The 18,503-nt window shown below is 61.7% G+C and carries 20 protein-coding genes and 2 pseudogenes; 8 read left to right on the forward strand and 14 right to left on the reverse strand.

Annotated features, from left to right (window positions below):
- Positions 1-56: 56 nt before the first annotated feature.
- From BSF44_RS25470 to BSF44_RS25480, 3 genes and pseudogenes are all read right to left on the reverse strand, one after another.
- Positions 57-467 (reverse strand): SRPBCC family protein, encoded by a 411-nt coding sequence (locus BSF44_RS25470; RefSeq protein WP_095945857.1) that lies wholly within the window; start codon positions 465-467, stop codon positions 57-59.
- A gap of 26 nt (positions 468-493) precedes the next feature.
- Complete coding sequence (locus tag BSF44_RS25475) at positions 494-1,291, reverse strand: SDR family NAD(P)-dependent oxidoreductase (RefSeq protein WP_095945858.1); 798 nt, start codon at positions 1,289-1,291, stop codon at positions 494-496.
- A pseudogene (locus BSF44_RS25480) lies at positions 1,288-1,620 on the reverse strand (aldo/keto reductase); the annotation flags it as partial. The pseudogene BSF44_RS25480 and the gene BSF44_RS25475, both read right to left, overlap by 4 nt.
- 198 nt (positions 1,621-1,818) lie before the next feature.
- Here BSF44_RS25480 and BSF44_RS25485 point away from each other — a divergent pair.
- Positions 1,819-2,739 (forward strand): LysR substrate-binding domain-containing protein, encoded by a 921-nt coding sequence (locus BSF44_RS25485; protein WP_095945859.1) that lies wholly within the window; start codon positions 1,819-1,821, stop codon positions 2,737-2,739.
- Here the strand turns inward: BSF44_RS25485 and BSF44_RS25490 are convergent.
- Positions 2,660-3,256: a DinB family protein gene (locus BSF44_RS25490; RefSeq protein WP_095945860.1), complete on the reverse strand. Its 597-nt coding sequence runs from the start codon at positions 3,254-3,256 to the stop codon at positions 2,660-2,662. The genes BSF44_RS25485 and BSF44_RS25490 overlap by 80 nt on opposite strands.
- A gap of 72 nt (positions 3,257-3,328) precedes the next feature.
- Positions 3,329-4,438, reverse strand: a complete 1,110-nt coding sequence (locus BSF44_RS25495) for an NAD(P)/FAD-dependent oxidoreductase (protein WP_095945861.1) — start codon at positions 4,436-4,438, stop codon at positions 3,329-3,331.
- Between the two features lie 111 nt (positions 4,439-4,549).
- On the opposite strand from BSF44_RS25495, the gene BSF44_RS25500 reads away from it, so the two are divergent.
- Positions 4,550-4,870 carry a DUF2388 domain-containing protein gene (locus BSF44_RS25500; RefSeq protein ID WP_095945876.1) on the forward strand — a complete coding sequence of 107 codons (321 nt, stop codon included), beginning with the start codon at positions 4,550-4,552 and terminating at the stop codon, positions 4,868-4,870.
- 53 nt (positions 4,871-4,923) lie between these two features.
- On the opposite strand, the gene BSF44_RS25505 is transcribed toward BSF44_RS25500, so the two are convergent.
- On the reverse strand, positions 4,924-5,856 hold the full coding sequence (locus BSF44_RS25505; protein WP_095945862.1) for a pyridoxal-phosphate dependent enzyme: 933 nt from the start codon (positions 5,854-5,856) through the stop codon (positions 4,924-4,926).
- Positions 5,857-6,043: 187 nt separating this feature from the next.
- On the opposite strand from BSF44_RS25505, the gene BSF44_RS25510 reads away from it, so the two are divergent.
- Positions 6,044-6,703: an isoprenylcysteine carboxylmethyltransferase family protein gene (locus BSF44_RS25510; protein WP_095945863.1), complete on the forward strand. Its 660-nt coding sequence runs from the start codon at positions 6,044-6,046 to the stop codon at positions 6,701-6,703.
- Between the two features lie 43 nt (positions 6,704-6,746).
- On the opposite strand, the gene BSF44_RS25515 is transcribed toward BSF44_RS25510, so the two are convergent.
- From BSF44_RS25515 to BSF44_RS25535, 5 genes are all read right to left on the reverse strand, one after another.
- The gene (locus tag BSF44_RS25515) at positions 6,747-7,409 is read right to left on the reverse strand and encodes an HAD-IA family hydrolase (protein WP_095945864.1); all 663 of its coding nucleotides are present in this window, start codon (positions 7,407-7,409) and stop codon (positions 6,747-6,749) included.
- 60 nt (positions 7,410-7,469) lie between these two features.
- Positions 7,470-7,877, reverse strand: coding sequence for a response regulator (locus tag BSF44_RS25520; RefSeq protein WP_095945865.1), 408 nt, complete (start codon positions 7,875-7,877; stop codon positions 7,470-7,472).
- 289 nt (positions 7,878-8,166) lie between these two features.
- The gene (locus BSF44_RS25525) at positions 8,167-8,436 is read right to left on the reverse strand and encodes a pentapeptide MXKDX repeat protein (protein ID WP_085729164.1); all 270 of its coding nucleotides are present in this window, start codon (positions 8,434-8,436) and stop codon (positions 8,167-8,169) included.
- Positions 8,437-8,489: 53 nt separating this feature from the next.
- On the reverse strand, positions 8,490-9,275 hold the full coding sequence (locus BSF44_RS25530; RefSeq protein WP_095945866.1) for a molybdopterin-dependent oxidoreductase: 786 nt from the start codon (positions 9,273-9,275) through the stop codon (positions 8,490-8,492).
- Positions 9,272-9,889, reverse strand: coding sequence for a cytochrome b/b6 domain-containing protein (locus BSF44_RS25535; RefSeq protein ID WP_095945867.1), 618 nt, complete (start codon positions 9,887-9,889; stop codon positions 9,272-9,274). Before BSF44_RS25535 ends, BSF44_RS25530 begins: the two co-directional genes overlap by 4 nt.
- A gap of 274 nt (positions 9,890-10,163) precedes the next feature.
- Between BSF44_RS25535 and BSF44_RS25540 the strand changes: the two genes are divergently transcribed.
- Entirely contained in the window at positions 10,164-11,099 is a 936-nt protein-coding gene (locus BSF44_RS25540) for a class I SAM-dependent methyltransferase (protein ID WP_095945868.1), read from the forward strand.
- 119 nt (positions 11,100-11,218) lie between these two features.
- On the opposite strand, the gene BSF44_RS25545 is transcribed toward BSF44_RS25540, so the two are convergent.
- Positions 11,219-11,992, reverse strand: a complete 774-nt coding sequence (locus BSF44_RS25545) for a helix-turn-helix transcriptional regulator (RefSeq protein WP_095945869.1) — start codon at positions 11,990-11,992, stop codon at positions 11,219-11,221.
- 110 nt (positions 11,993-12,102) lie between these two features.
- On the opposite strand from BSF44_RS25545, the gene BSF44_RS25550 reads away from it, so the two are divergent.
- The gene (locus tag BSF44_RS25550; protein WP_095945870.1) at positions 12,103-13,206 is read left to right on the forward strand and encodes an extracellular solute-binding protein; all 1,104 of its coding nucleotides are present in this window, start codon (positions 12,103-12,105) and stop codon (positions 13,204-13,206) included.
- 70 nt (positions 13,207-13,276) lie between these two features.
- Complete coding sequence (locus BSF44_RS25555) at positions 13,277-14,407, forward strand: P1 family peptidase (RefSeq protein WP_095945871.1); 1,131 nt, start codon at positions 13,277-13,279, stop codon at positions 14,405-14,407.
- Between the two features lie 294 nt (positions 14,408-14,701).
- On the opposite strand, the gene BSF44_RS25560 is transcribed toward BSF44_RS25555, so the two are convergent.
- The gene (locus tag BSF44_RS25560) at positions 14,702-15,322 is read right to left on the reverse strand and encodes a TetR/AcrR family transcriptional regulator (protein ID WP_095945872.1); all 621 of its coding nucleotides are present in this window, start codon (positions 15,320-15,322) and stop codon (positions 14,702-14,704) included.
- A 164-nt stretch (positions 15,323-15,486) separates the two neighbouring features.
- Between BSF44_RS25560 and BSF44_RS25565 the strand changes: the two genes are divergently transcribed.
- Positions 15,487-15,927, forward strand: coding sequence for a hotdog fold domain-containing protein (locus tag BSF44_RS25565; protein WP_095945873.1), 441 nt, complete (start codon positions 15,487-15,489; stop codon positions 15,925-15,927).
- A 121-nt stretch (positions 15,928-16,048) separates the two neighbouring features.
- Here the strand turns inward: BSF44_RS25565 and BSF44_RS25570 are convergent, their stop codons facing one another.
- Positions 16,049-16,771: a GNAT family N-acetyltransferase gene (locus BSF44_RS25570; RefSeq protein ID WP_095945874.1), complete on the reverse strand. Its 723-nt coding sequence runs from the start codon at positions 16,769-16,771 to the stop codon at positions 16,049-16,051.
- Between the two features lie 493 nt (positions 16,772-17,264).
- Here BSF44_RS25570 and BSF44_RS25575 point away from each other — a divergent pair.
- Positions 17,265-18,503, forward strand: a pseudogene (locus tag BSF44_RS25575) (copper oxidase); the annotation flags it as partial.

Below are 18,503 nucleotides of genomic sequence, written 5' to 3' on the forward strand. Positions count from 1 at the left end.
TCGACCTTGCGTCCATCGCGAGCAGGCTCGCTCCTACAAGGGATTGCTGGTGTTTATCAAGCCGGGTAATTGGCCCGCAGCGCTTCAAGCCCGCCCTGATAGATGTCTGTAAACAACGCCTCCACCTCCTCGTTGCTCACACCCACCGGCTCGAACCGCCCGGACCAGGTCACCCGCGCGCCCTCGCCTTGCGCTTGAACCTTGATCGTCGCCAGATAATCAGTCGCCGGAAAAGGTGCCTGCAAAATCGAGTAGCTGTAGGTTTGGCTCGCGTTGTCGAACGCTTGCAGGCGTTCGATCACCACGGCGCCGTCAGCCGTTTGCAGGCTACGCACGCGCCCGCCTTCGCTCAGCTCGCTCTTGGGAATGAACGGCAGCCAGTCCGGCAGCGAGTTGAAACCGCCAATCAATTGCCAGACCTGTTCGGCCGAAGCCGGGATATCGATGAAGGCCGATGCAGTTGCCATGAAATGTTCTCTCTAATCTAAAAGGTTCAAATGGCCAGGCTGTCGACGACACCGCCGTCGACCCGCAAGGCAGCCCCGGTAGTGGCCGAAGATAGCGGCGAAGCGACGTAGGCCACCAGATTGGCGACCTCCTCGACGTCCGCCACGCGCTGGATGATCGACGTCGGCCGGGCCTTGCGCACGAACGCATCGGCTTCGTCCCGGGCGCTGCGTCCGGATTCGGCCGTGGCGTCCTTGAGCATGTCTTCCAGGCCATCGGTAAAGGTCGGGCCGGGCAGGATCGCATTGACCGTCACGCCGGTGCCGGCCAGGCGTTTGGCCAGGCCATGGGACACGGCCAGGTTGGCGCTTTTGGTCACGCCATAGTTGATCATGTCCGCCGGGGTCGCCACGCCGGACTCCGAAGACAGGAAGATCACCCGCCCCCAGCCCTGCTTGACCATGTCCGGCGTGTAATGCCGGGACAGGCGCACGCCGGAGATCACGTTGACCTCGTAGAAGCGTGTCCACTCACTGTCCGGGGCGTCGAAGAAATCCACGGTGTTGAAGATCCCGAGGTTGTTCACCAGGATGTCCGCCCGAGGTTCGGCGGCGAACAATGTTGCGGCGCCTTCGGCGGTGCCGAGGTCGGCGGTCACGCCGCGCAATTGCGCAGCAGGAACACGCTGGCGAATGTTCGCCATTGCCTGCTCGACCTTGGCCGCGTCGCGGCCGATCACCACCACCATGGCGCCCGCCTCGGCCAGTGCCTGGCTGATGCCCAGGCCAATGCCGGCGGTGCTGCCGCTGACAATTGCGAGCTTTCCGCTCAAATCGATTTTCATGCCAAATCTCCAATGAAGGGCAAGGGTGCGCGCTCGGAAACCAGCTTCGCCTCACGCATTGCCTGCCAGAATGCAGCGGCCACTGCCGGGTTGGCCAACGAGAACCGCAACGCCGCCGCTTTGATGTCGACACCATAGGCCGCCGCAATGCGTTTGATCTGCTCGACCTTGTTGATGATCGCCGGGCTGGCCTTCTGGTATTCGAAGTGCGCACCACCGGCGAGGATGCCCGAGCTGTATGGGCCACCGACCACGATTTCGACGTTCTGCGCCAGGGCAGCGTCCATCAGACGCTGCAAGGCACGATCATGGTCGAGAAGAGTGTAGCGGCAGCATTTGTGCTCGCTGAAAATCCAGTGTGGGAGCGAGCCTGCTCGCGATGACGTTGGGTCAGGCGACATCCTTTTTGCCCGATAGACCGCTATCGCGAGCAAGACTCGCTCCCACAGGTATTCAGCGAACGCTAGATTCCGCAGGGTTTGGTGCTTTACTGAAAAAACCCTCATAAACCCACCGAGAACCCCGGCATGAACCGCAACGATCTGCGCCGCGTGGACATGAACCTGCTGGTGATTTTCGAAACTCTGATGTTCGAGAAGAACCTGACCCGGGCCGGGGAAAAGCTGTTCCTCGGCCAGCCTGCCGTCAGCGCGTCGCTGGCCAAATTGCGCGATCTGTTCGACGACCCGTTGCTGGTGCGCAACGGACGCACCCTGGAGCCGACCCTGCGGGCGTTGCAGATACTCAAGGAATTGCAGCCGGCGATGGACACCATTTCCGGTGCGGTCAGCCGGGCCAAGGATTTCGATCCCTCCACCAGCCGCGACGTGTTTCGTATCGGTCTGTCGGACGACGCCGAGTTCGGGCTGTTTCCGCCGCTACTCAAGCAGATTCGTGAAGAGGCGCAGAACGTTGTGGTGGTGGTGCGCCGGGTGAATTTCCTGCTGATGCCATCGATGCTGGCCAGTGGCGAGATTTCCGTCGGCATCAGCTACACCACAGAATTGCCGGCCAACGCCAAGCGCAAGAAATTGCGCGACTTGAGCGTGAAAATCCTGCGCGGCGATGACCGCCCCGGCCCGTTGACCCTGGACGAGTTCTGCGAACGCCCTCACGCACTGGTGTCGTTTTCCGGGGACCTGAGCGGTGCCATCGACAACGATCTGGCCCGGATCGGCCGTTCGCGCCGGGTGGTGCTGGCGGTGCCTCAGTTCGCGGGGTTGCGGGCCTTGCTGGCGGGTACTGACCTGCTCGCCACCGTGCCGGATTACGCGGCCAGTGCGTTGATCGAAGGCAGCAGCCAGTTACGGGCGGACGATGCGCCCTTTGATATCAACCTGTCCGAACTGTCGATGGTCTGGAACGGGGTCAACGATAACGATCCGGCAGAACGCTGGTTGCGCTCGAAAATTGCACAGCACATGGCAGCGCCACTATCGGGGCATTGATCGACTGCAGAAACATCGGTTCAGACTCGCGCAGGTACACCGGCATGTCGGTCACTGGTGGCATGGCCGGAATCTCGAAGTACATCTGCACCACCCAGCCACGGTGATAGCTGGCGTGGTTGACCACGTGCATCAGCATCGCGCCGGCGCTCATGGTGCCGCTTTCGCCCGAGACAAAGGTGAATTCCAGGAGTTTGTCCAGGGAGGCATCGGTTTGCCGGGCGCTCCAGTCGCAGTACCAGCGATCGATGGTTTTTTGCGCCATGCGCAGTTCGGACAGATCGGCATGCAACAGGTCGTGCGAGGTCTTGAAGCCATGCCCCCGGCCTTCGAGGTGCGCCTGCCAGATGCAATCGACCACGTACACGTGATTGAGGGTGCCGATCATGTTTTTGAACACCGACACCCGTTCTTTCTTGACTTCGCCCGGAGGGAGCGCCGCGAGGCTGTCAAAAAGGCGCTGATTGGCCCAGCGTTTGTAATCGGCCAGCAGGCAGGCCGTGCGTACGGTGATCATCAGAGTTCTCCGATGGCGGTAAGCGCACCTTCCAGCATAGACCCGATGGGCGCCGAGCAGTGCCAGCCCTGATCATCGGTCGTCCAGGCGTTTCACCACGAGTTCGGCGAGTGCCAGGCAACTGGTCAACCCCGGTGATTCGATGCCAAACAGATTGACCAGCCCCGCCACCCCATGTTCGGCCCGACCACTGATGAGAAAGTCGGCGGCCGGCTCGGTCGGCCCGCTGATTTTCGGGCGAATGCCGCTGTAGGCCGGTTGCAGGCTGTTGTCCGGCAAACCCGGCCAATAGCGCCGGATCGCCTGATAGAACCCCTCGGCCCGGCGGGACTCGACGCGGTAATCAATGTGCTCGACCCATTCGACATCCGGCCCGAAGCGCGCCTGCCCGCCCAGGTCCAGCGTCATGTGCACACCCAGTCCCGCGCTCTCCGGGGCCGGATACACCAAGTGGCGAAACGGCACCCGGCCATTGAGACTGAAATAACTGCCCTTGCACAGATGCGCCCGGGGAATGAATGGTCCAGGCAGACCGACGATGCTGCTCGCCACCTCGGGCGCGGACAGCCCCGCGCAGTTGATCAATTCGCGGCTGCACAGCGTCATGGGTTGACTGCCGCCCATGTGCAACTCAAAACCCTGATCGATGCAATGGGCTGACAGCAACGGCGTGTGCAAGGCCAGCGTCGCGCCAAACCTCTGGGCATCGCCCTGAAGCGCCAACATCAGCCCGTGGGAGTCGACAATGCCGGTTGACGGCGACCACAACGCCGCGACGCAGGACAACGCCGGTTCAAGCACCCGGGCCTGCGGGCCATCCAGCCATTGCAGGTCATCGACACCATTGGCACCCCCCTGCTGCAACAGACGCTGCAAAGCTGCGCGCTGCTGCTCATCGGTGGCCACGATCAACTTGCCCACGCGCCGGTAATCGACACCGTGTTCGTCGCAATAGGCGTAGAGACGCTGCTTGCCCTCCACGCACAACCGCGCCTTGAGACTGCCGCCAGGGTAATAGATGCCGGCATGAATCACTTCAGAGTTACGCGAGCTGATGCCCGTGCCGATGCCCTCACCCGCCTCGACCACCAGCACGTCGCGCCCGCTCATGGCCAGGGCCCTGGCCACCGCCAGCCCGACCACGCCGGCCCCGATCACCACGCTTTGAATATCGATGTTCAACGACCCAGCCTCCCTCTCACCCCGTTCCTCGCCAATGCCAGGGAACTCTCGGCGACCGCCACGCATCCTAAACTATGTGGTACTTCCCTTATGCTGTCGGAGGACACCGTCATGCGCCGCATGTTTATCCTTTCTTCCCTGGTACTTTGTTTACCCTTCGGTTCGGCTCTGGCCAAAGTGGATGCGGGTGACGTCGCCACTTCCGCCGGGGTTTCCGCGTCGCTGTACTCGACGTTCAAAGACGACAAACTCATGATTCCCGCCCGGGATGACGCTTCCAGCTTCGTCGCCAGCGGCGGTGCAATTCGTGGTGCTTACCTGGAGGCGCTGTTGAAAAAGGTCCGCCAGGACAATCCCGCCCTCAACAACGCAAGCGACGAGGACCTGGCCCGCGCCATTCTCGTCCAGGAAGGCGTTGCCACCGATCACTGAAGATCGTCATCGCCAGCGGTGGGGCTTGTGACACCGGGATAGCGTTTCCGGCCCTACCTGGCGTGCGTGCCAGTGGACAAGCGTGCCCACCCGGCCACGAGCTGCGCGTTGATACTCACCCCGCCGCACACCACGATTACCACGTCATTGGCGTCGGCAATCGCCGGGTGATCCAGGTAGGCAATCGCCAATGAAACCCCGCACGCCGGTTCGACCAGCTGACGCAAATCATTGGCGTAACGCACCACGCCCATGATCGCCTCATCATCACTGAGCACCACGCACTCATGGGAGAAATCGCCGATGTGCTTGACCGGCCAGGCGGCCACTTGCGCGGCGCCCAGGGAGGTGGCGACCGTGTCGATTTTCGGCAATTTGACCGGGTACCCGGCCGCCACCGCCGCGGCGAACGACGCCGCGCCTTCGGTTTCGCAGGCTACGATGCGGCAATCGGTGTGCCGATGACGAATCAGTCCGGTGAGCAGCCCCGCCAGTAAACCTCCGCCGCCCACCGATGTCACCAGCACATCCACTGGCGGGCAGTCTTCAAGGATTTCATCGACCATGGTGCTGTGCCCTTCCCACAACACCGGATGGTCAAAGGCCGGCACAAATTCACAGCGTGGATCCTGGGCGAGTTCCCGTGCCCGTTGATTGGCGTCGTCCCAGACCTTGCCGTGCACGATCACCTCGGCGCCGGTATTGCTGATCCGCGCCCGGGTGCTTTGCGGGGTGGTGTGCGGCACCACGATGCATGCCTTGAGCCCCAGGCATGCAGCGGCCATGGCCGTGGCGAGTCCCGCGTTACCGCCGGAGGGACAGACCACCTTGCGCTTGCCCTGCTGCGCCGCCCGGCTGCACAGCAAGCCAATGCCGCGTATTTTGAACGAGCCGCCAGGTTGCAGGTTTTCCAGTTTCAGCCAGATACGGCGGGTCGGGGTCGACAGGCCAGGGTGCAGGATCAAAGGCGTGCGGATGTGCAGCATGTCGGTTCCTGTTACACGCCACCGGCTCGCCGAACAGGTCAACGAGCCAGCGGTGAACGGTCCTCTGATGCAAGTTTAGTTCACCCGGCCTCGGGGCGACCGTCTCAGCGGTCCGGCGCCGGGCTGCGCAATGCGAGGGGACAAGACGGTATCTACACTTAAAATTAAGCCTGTTCGTGGAGGCACCATGAAAATCTCCGCCAAATTGGCGTTTTTCGCCGTCGTCAGCACCCTCGCCTACCTCACCCTGGCGATCTGGGGGCTGGGTGGTTTCGCGACTTACTTCAGCCACGGTTCACTGGTCGTCGTTGCCCTGGCCACCCTGATCATGGCTGTCGCTTCTTTGTTCACCGAGGTCAACCTGAGTTCGGGGGAACGCGAAGACCGGGCCAACCGCTGGGTCATTCCGGCCTTCGGCGTGATCGGTTTGCTGAGCGGCTTTCTGCCGGCCTATACCGACCGCATCGATTTCTGGACTTTTGGCGGTGAAGGCGTGCGCTGGCTCGGCGCGCTGTTGTTTATCCTGGGTGGCGCGCTGCGGTTGTGGCCGGTGTTTGTGCTGGGCAAGCGCTTCAGCGGGCTGGTGGCCATTCAACCGGGGCATCGACTGGTCACCGAGGGGATTTACCGCAACCTGCGCAACCCCAGTTACCTGGGGATGATGGTCATCGGCACCGGTTGGGCACTGGCCTTTCGCTCTGGTGTCGGGCTGATATTGGTGGCGCTGACGCTGGTCCCGCTGATCGCGCGCATTCACTCGGAAGAGGCCTTGCTCAGGGCGCAGTTCGGCAGTGAATACGAGGCCTATTGCGCACGCAGCTGGCGGCTGATCCCCGGGGTTTACTGACTGGAACAATGATCCCCTGTGGGAGCGAGCAGGCTCGCACACATTAGACCGCTTGCAGACGCAGACCTGCGGCATCCACCAGAACCCGAACCGAATCATAACTGGCCAACGTCCCATGCAACGTCTCGATCGGCTGCTCATGGGTCGCCGTGACAATCATCAAGTTCGCCCCCGCCGCCTCGGCCGCCAGAATCCCCACCGTGGCATCTTCAAAAACCAGGCACTGCCCGGCCTCGACACCCAGGCGACGGGCCGCGAGGCGGTAACCGGCGGGATCCGGTTTGCCAGCAGTCACATCCTCGGCGGTGATCATGACAGCAGGCTCGGGAATCCCCGCCGCCGCCAACCGCCGCAACGCCAGTTCCCGCGGGGCGGAAGTGACGATGGCCCACTGGCTGGCTGGCAAGGACCGCAGGAATTTCCCCGCGCCAGCCACTTCCAATACCCCGTCGACGTCGACGATTTCCGCTTCGGTAATCCACGCGGCTTCGGCCTCGGCATCCACCCCGGGCAAGCCCAGGCGCCTGATGGTGTCGATGGCGCGGGCGCCGTGAATGGTCGGCAGGAAGCTGTCGACATCGACACCATGGCGCACCGCCCAGGTGGTCCAGACCCGCTCGGCGGCGGCAATGGAGGTCAGGACGGTGCCGTCCATGTCGAACAGGAAAGCACGGTAGGTCGAGTTGAAAACAGAGTGATCGGACAAGGAAAAGAACCTCGCGGGTGCCGGACGGATTTGCCCGGCAATGTAGCATCTGCACGCAGGTCAGTTGAGTCGTTTGGACTTGAAGGTCTGGCCCACGCAATCGAGCAGCCCGCCAATCATCCAGGGTTTCTTGATGAACGAGACCGCGTGCCGCACGCCTGCGCTTTCAGGGGTTTCGAAACCGGACATGATCATGATCGGCTTGTCCGGCCAGCGATCGCCGAACTGGTTGGCCAGGTCCGCGCCGTTGAGCGTGCCGGGCATGGTGATATCTGTCAGCAGCATACCGACATCCGGAGCATGCTGTTCCAGATAGATCGCTGCCGCGTCCGCACTGATTTTCGGCTCGACGACAAAGCCTTCCTCCTGAAGAATCTCACAGAGAAACTCCAGGATCAGCGGGTCGTCCTCAACCACCAGAATCAACCCGCCGGGAAGATCCCCGCCCGCCGTCGGTACTCGACTCATGACCGTGCCGCTCTCTGATTGCCACAATGATTTCGCGGATTCTGACCCGCCACTTAAAAGGTATGAGCAGCGGACTCGGCGGAAATTCATTTTTGTTGCAGCCAGGTGACCGGTAACAAGCGTACTGATCAATTTTGCCCATCAGGCGGCACGCTATCCCTGAGCCCTGCGGAAAAAACCTGTGGGAGCGAGCCTGCTCGCGAATGCGGTAGTTCAGCCAACATCGATAGCGACTGACACTACGTCTTCGCGAGCAGGCTCGCTCCCACATGGACCGCGGTGGCCGGGCTTACTGCGACATTTCGCTTTTTTTCATCGCATCCTTGGACATGGCGTCTTTTTTCATCGCGTCCTTGGACATTGCATCCTTGGACATGCTGTCTTTGGACATCGCGTCCTTTGACATCGAATCGGTCTTCTTCATCGCATCCTTGGACATGGCGTCCTTGGACATTGAATCCTTGCTCATGCTGTCATTACTCATCGTGTCAGCAGCGAACACAGAGGCAGCACCAACGGCCAGGCACATGGACAGAACAACAGTGGTCAGTTTTTTCATGATGAAACTCCTTGGAGCGTGGGTTTACGGACGGTGAATGTTTGGGACGTTCATCAGCTGCCACCGAACCAGTTGTAGCCCTGGTCTTCCCAGTAGCCGCCGCTGTAGGTGTTGCTGACGAAAATCGCCTGAATGTGTTTGGGGTTCTTGTAGCCAAGCTTGGTGGGCATGCGCAGCTTCATCGGGAAGCCGTATTCGCGCGGCAGCACCGCGCCGTCATAAGTCAGCGTCAACAGGGTTTGCGCATGCAGTGCGGTGGCCATGTCAATGCTGGTGTAGTAGTCGTCGGCGCATTTGAAGCCGACGTATTTGGCATCGGTGTCGGCGCCGATGCGCTTGAGGAAGTCGCTGAAGCGCACACCGCCCCAACGCCCGATCGCGCTCCAGCCTTCGACGCAAATGTGCCGGGTGATCTGCTCGGTCTGGGCCATGGCCCGCAGTTCTTCGAGGCGCCAGCTGCGTTTGTCGGCGACCAGGCCGGTGACTTCCAGGCGATAGCCCTCCTCCTCCACCGTCGGCGCTTCGTCGATGCCGTAAAAGGCATTGAAGGGAAACGGCCGGGTGATCATCGATTCGGGATAGGTCGGCGCCATCGCGTTGGGGTTGAACAACCAGCCCTGCACCCGATCGTTGAAGCGCGACATGGACGACAGCGCGGTCTCGACGCTTTCGTTGTCGGTGATGTTGCAGCCGGACAACATCGCCACGCCGCCGAGGGTCAGACCACGCAGCAGGAACGTGCGGCGCGAGCGGTCTTCGATCTGCGGGGCGAGGATCTTGCGGGCATCGGTGAGGATCGAAGTCTCGTCCAGCCCGGGGATCCGGATGCGCTTTTTCATACCTGCTCCTTGCGGCCGACAATCATGGCCAACAGCGTTTTCGGAACCAGCGCAACCATCACCAGATGCACCGCCACAAAGGCCACCAACAGCGCCATGGTGAAGAAGTGCACGCGGCGTGCGCCCTCGTAGCCGAACAGCAATTCACGCAACAGCGGGAACTGCACCGACTTCCACAGCACCAGCCCGGAGAGCACCAGCAGGAGGATGTCGACCATCACGAACAGGTATGCAAATCGCTGCACCTGGTTGTAATGACTGAGATCGGTGTGCCCGAGTTTTCCGCGCAAGGCGGCCCACAGATCGTGCAGCACGCCTTTGGGCGAAACCGGGAAGAAACGTCGCTTCAGGCGCCCGCTGAACAGGTTGAAGGCCAGGTAGATCAGGCCGTTGATCGCCAGGAACCACATCGCTGCGAAATGCCATTGCAGCGCGCCACCCAGCCAGCCGCCGAGGGTGATCGACTTGGGAAAACTGAATTCGTAGATCGGCGAGGCGTTGTAGATGCGCCAGCCACTGGTGACCATCACCAGCACCGCCAGGGCGTTGAGCCAATGGGTCAAGCGTAGCCAGCGTGGATGACTGGACTTGGGTGAAGCAGTGCTCTGCGACATGTCCGGCTCCCGTTCGTTGTTGTTCGTTGGAGCCGAGTATGGGAGCCGGAAGATCGCCAAATCCTCACGTAAAGTTAAATTAAACGTGATAACTGGCCCTCAAGGCCACCGCAAAACCTGTAGGAGCGAGCCTGCTCGCGATGGTGTGTCAGACGACACAACGGTGCCTGTTACACCATCGCGAGCAGGCTCGCTCCTACAAGGTTTTGTGTAGACCGCAAGATGGGCATTTATGGTTAAATGCCGCCCCTTTCCACGCCATCGACCCGATCCAATGAACCCTGAAGCCCTCGCCATCCTCAACCAGCACCTGCTGACCGCCCTGGCAACCGCCCCCGCCGAAACCCGCCGCCTGTTCCACGGGCGCGGGCGCTGCTGGCCGGGGCTGGAGCAAGTGACCGTGGACTGGTTACAGGGCGTGGTGCTGGTGGCGCTGTTCAAGGAGCCAGAAGCGGCGCAACTGGAAGACTTGAAGCAGTTGCTGATGGCGATCACCCAGTCTGAGCAGTGGGCAAAATCCGCTGCCCATACCCTGTTGCTGCAACATCGCTACCTGCTGCAAAGCACCACCGAGTGGCTGCTGGGGGACGTCATCGAGGAAATGACCATCACCGAGGGTGGCCTGAAGTATCGGGTCGATCTGGGCCGCAAACAGAACACCGGGCTGTTCCTCGACATGCGCTACGGCCGCGATTGGGTCCGCGCCAATGCCGAGGGCAAGCGGGTGCTGAATCTGTTCGCCTACACCTGCGGTTTCTCGGTGGCGGCCATCGAAGGCGGCGCGAACCACGTGGTCAACCTCGACATGTCGAGCCCGGCCTTGAACCGTGGCCGTGACAACCACCGGCTCAACGGCCACGACATGAGCAAGGTCAGTTTCCTCGGCCACGACCTGTTCAAATCCTGGGGCAAGGTGATCGGCAAGGGGCCGTACGACCTGGTGATCATCGACCCGCCGTCGTTCCAGAAAGGCAGCTTCCTGCTGACCAAGGACTACCAGCGCGTACTGCGCCGTCTACCGGAATTGCTCAGCCCTCAAGGTACCGTACTGGCGTGCATGAACGACCCGGCCTTTGGCGCCGATTTCCTGATCGATGGCGTGACCCGCGAAGCCCCGAGCCTGCGGTTCGAACAGCGGCTGGAGAACCCGCCGGAGTTTCCGGATGCGGATGCCGAGTGTGGGTTGAAGGCCTTGGTGTTTCGGCAGTAACACCGAGTCGCGCCCTTCGCGAGCAAGCCTGCTCCCACATTGGATTGGCGGCATTCACAACACCTGTGGGAGCGAGCCTGCTCGCGAAGACGTCGGTATGGTCACCAGAGTCAACGGACTTATCGCGGCCGCAACACCAACGCAAACAACTCGCCATGCCCGTTCACATTGAGCTTGTAATAGAGATTGCGCCGGTGCACTTTCACCGTCTCCGGGGAAATGCCCATTTGCTGGGCGATGGCCTTGCTTGAGAAGCCCTGGAGAATCAGGCGTGCGGTTTCGATTTCCCGCAGGGTCAGGCGTGCGTCGAAGCGATCGAGCAAGGTCGCCAGGTCCCCGGCCGGTGGTTCGGCGACCGACCCTTCCGGCGGCAGTAAATCCAGGTGTCGACGCATCGCCGCCAGCACCCAGTCACGCACGCACAGCAAGCGGCCCTGTTCCTCGAGGCTGAAGCGTGTCGCACGCCCCAGGGACAAGCCGAGCACGGCGCCGTCGACGTTGACCATGAACTGTAATTCGTCGCCACCGACCACCCTTCTGAAGTAACTCAGGTAGTACTCGCTGTGCTGGAACTGGTCGGGGGCCACCGAATCAAGGCTATGCAAGCCGTCGACGATGCCCGCGCAGGCCGCTTGATAGAACGGATCGAGCAGGTACATGCCGGCACTGTAATCGGCCAGTTCTTCATGGTCTTCGGTGCTGTCCATGGCATCGAAATCAATCAGCAGGCGCGGCACATGGCCCGGGCGCATCAGCGCCACCAGCGCGTTATCCAGCGGCACCAGCAAGCGCAGGGTATCGACCAGCGCACGCCAGAAACCGTCCTGCCCCACCGCCGTGAAGACCCGAGCCAGCCCCTGGTGCACCGGTAACTCTTTCAACAACGCGTCCACGCACTACCCCTTTTGAGTAACCCATGATGGGAATGGGTGAAGGCCACCCCGGTCGATACGCTGCAAACTCCTGATTACCACCGGCCGCCACAGGCCAGGAGTGCCGCATCATGAGTCGTCACCGCTTGTATTTCAATCTGGGGTTTGGCGCCTGTCTGGCGGTTTCGCTGTCGGCTTTTGCAGTCGAAGCCCCGACGGTGCACGTGTACAACTGGTACGACTACATCGGCCCCACCACCTTGCAGGACTTCAAGCGTGACACCGGGATTGTGCCGGTCTACGACACCTTCGACAGCGCCGAAGTGCTGGAAGGCAAGTTGCTCACCAGCCGCAGCGGCTACGACGTGGTGGTGGCCAGCAACTTCAGTCTGCCCACGCTGATCAAGGCCGGCGCCCTCGCCCCCCTGCCCCGCGCGCAGATGCCGGACTTCAAGAACATGGACACCGAACTGTTGGCGAAACTGGCCAACAACGATCCGGGCAACCAGTACGCCGTGCCCTACCTGTGGGGCACCAACGGCATCGGCTACAACGTCGACAAAGTGCGCGCTGCGCTGGGTGACAAGGCGCCGGTGGATTCCTGGGACCTGGTGTTCAAGGAAGAGAACCTGGCCAAACTCGGCGAATGCGGCGTGGCCATGCTCGACTCGCCGTCGGAGATGCTGCCGGTCGCCCTGCACTACCTCGGTCTGCCGCCCAACAGCACCAACCCCGAGGACTACAAGAAGGCCGAAGCACTGCTGCTCAAGTTGCGTCCGCACATTGCCTACTTCAACTCGTCGAAGTTCATCAGCGATCTGTCCAACGGCAACATCTGCGTGGCGGTCGGCTGGTCCGGCGCGATGCTCGAAGCCAGGAACACCGCCGAGCAGGCCGGCAACGGCGTGAAGATCGCCTACAGCTTGCCCAAGGAAGGCGCGCCGGTGTGGTTCGACACCCTGGTGCTGCTCAAGGACGCCCCGCACCCGGAACAAGGCATGGCCTTCATCGACTACCTGATGCGCCCCGAGGTCATCGCCCCGGTCAGTGACCACCTCAACTACCCCAACGGCAACCGCAGCGCCACCACGCTGGTGGCCGAAGCGACCCGCAGTAACCCGGCCGTTTATCCGCCCGCCGAAGCCATGGCCACCTTGTTCACCCTTCAGCCTTTGCCGCCGGCTACCGAGCGCGTGCGCACGCGGATCTGGAGCAAGGTCAAAAACGGTCAATAAGAACACCACATGCCCCTGTGGTGCCCAACAAATATTCTTTTTTCTGCCACGATTCGAAGATGAGAAAACCATGAAACCACGCGCCCGTGACCTGAACATTCCAATCGGCCAACTGCAACCCGGCCCGCTCAATGCCATCACTGACGTCCCCGGCGTACGGGTCGGCCACAGCAATGTACGAGGCCGCACTGCCAATGGCCGCGACATCCTCACCGGCGTCACCGTCATCGAACCCCGTGCCGGTTCCACCAGCCAGCAACCGTGCTTTGCCGGTGTGCATGTGCTCAACGGCAACGGCGATGCCACGGGGCTGGAGTGGATTCGCGAAGCAGGCTTGCTGACCAGCCCCATTGCCTTCACCAACACCCACAGCCTGGGCGTGGTACGCGATGCGCTGATCGTGCTCGACCGTGAGCAGCAGCCGGATGACGGGCGCCTGTACTGGAACATGCCGGTGGTGCTGGAAACCTTCGACGGCCTGCTCAACGACATCAACGGCTTTCACGTGAAACCTGAACACGTGGCTCAAGCCCTGCATTCGGCGGCGGGCGGCCCGGTGGCCGAAGGCAATGTCGGCGGTGGCAGCGGCATGATCTGCCACGAGTTCAAGGGCGGCATCGGCACTGCGTCGCGCCGTTTGAACAGCGCCCAGGGCGGCTGGACGGTGGGGGCGATCGTCCAGGCCAACCACGGCATTCGCAATGAATTGCGCGTCGATGGCTACCCGGTCGGACGCTACATGGAACAGGTCGATTCGCCGTTCCTCAAGGCCTCGCTGCCCCATCCGGGCATGGGTTCGATCGTGGTCTGCCTGGCCACCGATGCGCCGCTGCTGCCACACCAGTGCACCCGCCTGGCCCAGCGCGCCAGCCTCGGCCTGGCCCGCACCGGCGGTGGCAATGAAGACCACAGCGGCGACATCTTCATCGCCTTCGCCACCGGTAACGATCACGTGCCGCCGGCCGCCTACGAGAGCAAGAAAGCACCGACCACCCACAACCTGAGCATGGTCAACAACGACCACATCAGCGAGCTGTTCCTGGCCGCCACCGAAGCCGTGGAAGAAGCCATCATCAATGCCCTGCTCGCCGCCGAAACGGCCGAAGGCAACGGGCACGGGGTGCAGGGGCTGGATGCCGAGACCCTGCTCAAGGCGTTGCGCCGCGCCGGCTGGCCGGGGGACGCGACTAGCGGTACTTGAGTGAAACACTCGGTCTTTTTAGGATGAACTTACGCAGTCGCTTGCTAGCGCAAGCCGCTGCGTAGGTGGTGAGTGCACTGAACCCCTACCAAGCTCACCGCCTGCTTCACGCGCATCTTGAGCCTCTCGGCTCCACTTCCTCCCCATCAAGAGCTTTGAGGCTCTTTTTTAACCTCCGAAAACCAACACATCTCATTGCAGGAGCGAGCCTGCTCGCGAAAGCGGTGTGTCAGGCAGCATTGATGTTGGATGTGACACCGTCTTCGCGAGCACGCTCACTCCCACAGGGGAAAGTCATTGTGTTTCGGTGGTGCACAACGACCGCCATGCCGCCTCCGCCAGCACGTCCCGATAGGCCTTCGGGCTGCCCTTGACCCGGCCCGACAACCAGGCGCGGCAGTAACTGTCTGCCTGGCCGACGATCAGCGACGGGATCAACTCCGCCGGAAGACTCCCCAGTTCATTACCCTGCGCCCCCAGCCATTCCAGCAACTGCCTGTTGCGCGTCTTGTTGCGGGTAGCGAGTTCGTCCTTGAACGGCCCCTTGGTGACGGCAAACCGCGCGTGGTACTGGAACCGCGCCCATTCCGGCTGGCTATCGACCCAGTCCACATAGCTGTGCACCAGCGCATGCACCCCTGCCTGAGTGGTTTTGGCGCCGGCCAGGTAACTGTCACGCAAGCGGGCCTGATCATCGAGGGCGGTAAAAAACAGCGCCGCCACCAGGCCTTCCTTGTTGCCGAAATGGTGATAGATCGCACCGACACTGGTATCGCATTCGGCGCGGATCATTTCGATGGTGGTGGCCTCGATCCCCTGTTCGTTGAACAGGGCGAGGGCCTTTCTGAAGATGTCGCGCTTGAGTTCGGCGCGTCGTCCTGGGTAGCAGCGTTCGAGCAGATCGGCGGTTTCCATGCGCAAAGACAGTCCAGAAAAGTCATCGGTGGAGGCTGGCGTTGCCAGCGAACAAGTGGCGCTAGGTTGACAGATTTCCCTTCGACAGAATACTGTTCCGTTACAGAACAATATTCTGTATCGGAATAATATTCCGTGAAATGTCATCCACAAGAGGCATCAAAATGAGTCAGTTCCTCAGCATGTTCAGCAGCGCAGGCCCGCAAGCGTTCAGCAAAATGGCCTGCCAGGTGGCGCCCTACTTCTCCACCATCAACCCGTTGGTCAAGGATTTGCGCAAAGGCAGCGCCACCGTGCACGTGCCATTTGCCCGGGAGATCACCAATCATTTGGGTACGGTGCATGCGATTGCGATGTGCAACGCCGCCGAGTTGGCCGCCGGGATGATGACCGACGTTTCCATTCCTGCCGGCGCACGCTGGATCCCCAAAGGCATGACCGTGGAATACCTGGCCAAGGCCAAGAGCGATGTGACGGCGGTGGCCGAGGGGGATGCGGTGGACTGGACCACCGAAGGCGACAAGATCGTGCCGGTGGACATTCACGATGTCGAGGGCAAGAAGGTGTTCACGGCGCGGATCACCATGAATGTGAAGCTGGCTTGAAGACTGACCGCAGTTAAAGGTGGGAGCGAGCCTGCTCGCGATAGCGGTGTTTCAGCCAACATTTATGGCGACTGACACTACGCCTTCGCGAGCAGGCTCGCTCCCACAGGGTGATTTGTGGTCAGACCAGGCGCAATCGAGGGCCGGCAGCCGGCACCGCATCGTCACCCAACCGCCCCCGCACAAACGCCTGGGCCTTGTGCGTCAACTGGTCCAGATGCCGGTCGCGCTGTTTTTCCGCGTCGGTCATGGCTCGCTTGCCATGCTTTTGCAGCAGGTAGGTATGAATCTGCCGCACTTCGAGCGAGCTGTAGATCGACGCCACATCCAGCAGCGCCATCAAGCCATCGGTGGCGTGGTCGCGGGTATTCATCAACACCTGGGTCGCACGTACGCCCACCACCTCAAAGCCCATCGCCTCGAAATACGGCACCTTGGCCACCGCGCAGGTCAACTCGGCATGGGGATAGCGGCCGACCATTTCCCGCAGCATCCGCCGGGCCACGCCCTGGCGCCGATACTCGGCCTGCACCGCCATGTACGCCACGCCGCAGGCCTCGGGGTCGTCCTGTACCGGCAGGTACAGCACAAAGCCAGTCACCTTTTGCGGGTCGTCTTCGTCCGTGGCGACGATCAACTCCACGGCAATGCCTTTTTCACCGTTCAGCGCCTCCAGGTACAGGTGCACCTCATAGCCGATCGCGTATTGATAGAGGTTGTACAGCAGGTTGCTGGGCGGGATCGCGACCATGCTGATGTCAGTCAGGTTGTCGACCACCATCTGCAGGATCTGGCTATTGATGTGCTCGGGGCACGGGCTCTTGAAGTGGCTGATAAGGGGCATTGCGGTGACAGGCTCCGGGGTCGAGGGCCGCCTATCATAGCGCGCCTGACACTGGTGGTCCGAAGGGTGATGGACAGACATCCCCCATTGATGGGCCATGCGCATCGCCGGCGAACGCCTGGCTGCGCTTTCGAGCCTGACGCCAGTGAGTCCGGCACACATTGTGCTGGATAAACTGGCCACTTCGCGATCAGGCCCGCCCCCGCAGGGGACTGCGGTTTTGCCCACTCCTCGATCTTCTGTGGGAGCTCGTCTGCTCGCGAAAGCGTCCACCACACCGGATAGGGGTGTGAGTGGGGAAGAATGGGTGGGTCAAGGCCCCAACTTTGAGGATTCCCACCCACTGCGCCACCAGAACTAAAACCCAAACCGCCAGCCTTTTGATATCAATCAGGTTTTTTTCTCTCCCCGGATCCCCCCGCGATTGGCGCACCTCTTGCAGCAGGCCAATGGCCAACGTCAGCCAACACCGGCGCGCCCCGAGGGGAACAACATGAATAAAATGCCTGACCTCAAGTCGCTCGGCTTTTTCCGGAAACCGGGCATCGCCGCTGTGATGCTGATCAACTTCAGCCTCGGTACCGTCAACGCTGCGCCGCTTGACGATGTCAGCCCGCCGCCGCCAACAGATCCTTCGGCGTATAGCAACCCGCCGACCGACTTCAAGGCCGCGCTGGATGTCATAAAGGCCATGCCGCCCGCCAATCAGGGCGCCATCGCCTTGCCCAATGGCGTGTTTGGCACCCGCACCACGCCAACGACCGACAACGTGCTGCCGCCAGCCCTGCAGACATCCTTCAAGATCCCCACCAATGGCAAGCCCAGCCCATTGTTCGGGGCCCAACCGTACACTCAGCAGTTGCTGCTGTTCGAAGAATTCGGCACGGAAAAACTCGACCCGACACTGCCGCCGCCCACCCTGACCTTCCCGGTTCCGATCGTCGGCCCGGCACCCACCCAGGACCCGAACAACATCGCCCGCAGCGGCCCTTCGGCCACGGCGCTGGAAGCTTTCATGCGTCAACCGGGGCTGTACCCGTTTCCGTCGCAGTATTCCAATGTACTGGACCGCAACCCATGGAAAGCGCAGATCGAAGCCTTCCTCAACCGCCATCCGGTCGGCTCGCCGGCCGAAGGTCGTCCGCCAGGAAAAGGCTGGTCGCACCAGCGCTGGAACGAGTTCTACCCGCAGGTCGCCTTCAAGACCGCTCAAGCGGGCGCCAAGCTCAATGGCGGCATGCGCGACCGCCGCCAGTTGCACAACTATGCCGTCGGCGAGTTCGGGCCTGGCGGGCTCTACAACCAGACTTCGGACACCCCGGTCATAACGGGCACCACCAAAGGCATCGACACCCGTTTTCACCCCAACATGCCGATTCAGAACCACAAGGCGCTCTGGACCTTCGACGGCACCTTTCCGCCAAAACTGCTGATGGTGCGGTACGGCCAACCCGTGCTGATGCGGCACTACAACGCCCTGCCGATCGATCCGTCGGCCAACATGGGTTTCGGCCTGCACACCCTCAGCACCCACGAACACAACGGCCACTCCCCGGCCGAAAGCGACGGCTTTTCCAATGCGTTTTTCTTTCCGGGGCAGTACTACGACTATCGCTGGCCGATCCAGTTGGCCGGTTACGACACCATCAACACCAGCGCTCAGGATCCGCGCGCGGCGTTCCCCTGCGCCCCGGGCGAAACCCTGTTCGTCAACGATGCCACGCCGGGCCTC

The organism is Pseudomonas sp. ACN8 (assembly GCF_002303925.1).
Taxonomy (GTDB): Bacteria; Pseudomonadota; Gammaproteobacteria; order Pseudomonadales; family Pseudomonadaceae; genus Aquipseudomonas.

Excerpts from the sequence above, each read along its gene's own strand:
- BSF44_RS25470 (WP_095945857.1), bottom strand. The coding sequence starts at position 467 with ATGGCAACTGCATCGGCCTTCATCGATATCCCGGCTTCGGCCGAACAG.
- BSF44_RS25475 (WP_095945858.1), bottom strand. The coding sequence starts at position 1,291 with ATGAAAATCGATTTGAGCGGAAAGCTCGCAATTGTCAGCGGCAGCACC.
- BSF44_RS25485 (WP_095945859.1), top strand. The coding sequence starts at position 1,819 with ATGAACCGCAACGATCTGCGCCGCGTGGACATGAACCTGCTGGTGATT.
- BSF44_RS25490 (WP_095945860.1), bottom strand. The coding sequence starts at position 3,256 with ATGATCACCGTACGCACGGCCTGCCTGCTGGCCGATTACAAACGCTGG.
- BSF44_RS25500 (WP_095945876.1), top strand. The coding sequence starts at position 4,550 with ATGCGCCGCATGTTTATCCTTTCTTCCCTGGTACTTTGTTTACCCTTC.
- BSF44_RS25505 (WP_095945862.1), bottom strand. The coding sequence starts at position 5,856 with ATGCTGCACATCCGCACGCCTTTGATCCTGCACCCTGGCCTGTCGACC.
- BSF44_RS25510 (WP_095945863.1), top strand. The coding sequence starts at position 6,044 with ATGAAAATCTCCGCCAAATTGGCGTTTTTCGCCGTCGTCAGCACCCTC.
- BSF44_RS25520 (WP_095945865.1), bottom strand. The coding sequence starts at position 7,877 with ATGAGTCGAGTACCGACGGCGGGCGGGGATCTTCCCGGCGGGTTGATT.
- BSF44_RS25525 (WP_085729164.1), bottom strand. The coding sequence starts at position 8,436 with ATGAAAAAACTGACCACTGTTGTTCTGTCCATGTGCCTGGCCGTTGGT.
- BSF44_RS25530 (WP_095945866.1), bottom strand. The coding sequence starts at position 9,275 with ATGAAAAAGCGCATCCGGATCCCCGGGCTGGACGAGACTTCGATCCTC.
- BSF44_RS25535 (WP_095945867.1), bottom strand. The coding sequence starts at position 9,889 with ATGTCGCAGAGCACTGCTTCACCCAAGTCCAGTCATCCACGCTGGCTA.
- BSF44_RS25540 (WP_095945868.1), top strand. The coding sequence starts at position 10,164 with ATGAACCCTGAAGCCCTCGCCATCCTCAACCAGCACCTGCTGACCGCC.
- BSF44_RS25550 (WP_095945870.1), top strand. The coding sequence starts at position 12,103 with ATGAGTCGTCACCGCTTGTATTTCAATCTGGGGTTTGGCGCCTGTCTG.
- BSF44_RS25555 (WP_095945871.1), top strand. The coding sequence starts at position 13,277 with ATGAAACCACGCGCCCGTGACCTGAACATTCCAATCGGCCAACTGCAA.
- BSF44_RS25560 (WP_095945872.1), bottom strand. The coding sequence starts at position 15,322 with ATGGAAACCGCCGATCTGCTCGAACGCTGCTACCCAGGACGACGCGCC.
- BSF44_RS25565 (WP_095945873.1), top strand. The coding sequence starts at position 15,487 with ATGAGTCAGTTCCTCAGCATGTTCAGCAGCGCAGGCCCGCAAGCGTTC.
- BSF44_RS25570 (WP_095945874.1), bottom strand. The coding sequence starts at position 16,771 with ATGCCCCTTATCAGCCACTTCAAGAGCCCGTGCCCCGAGCACATCAAT.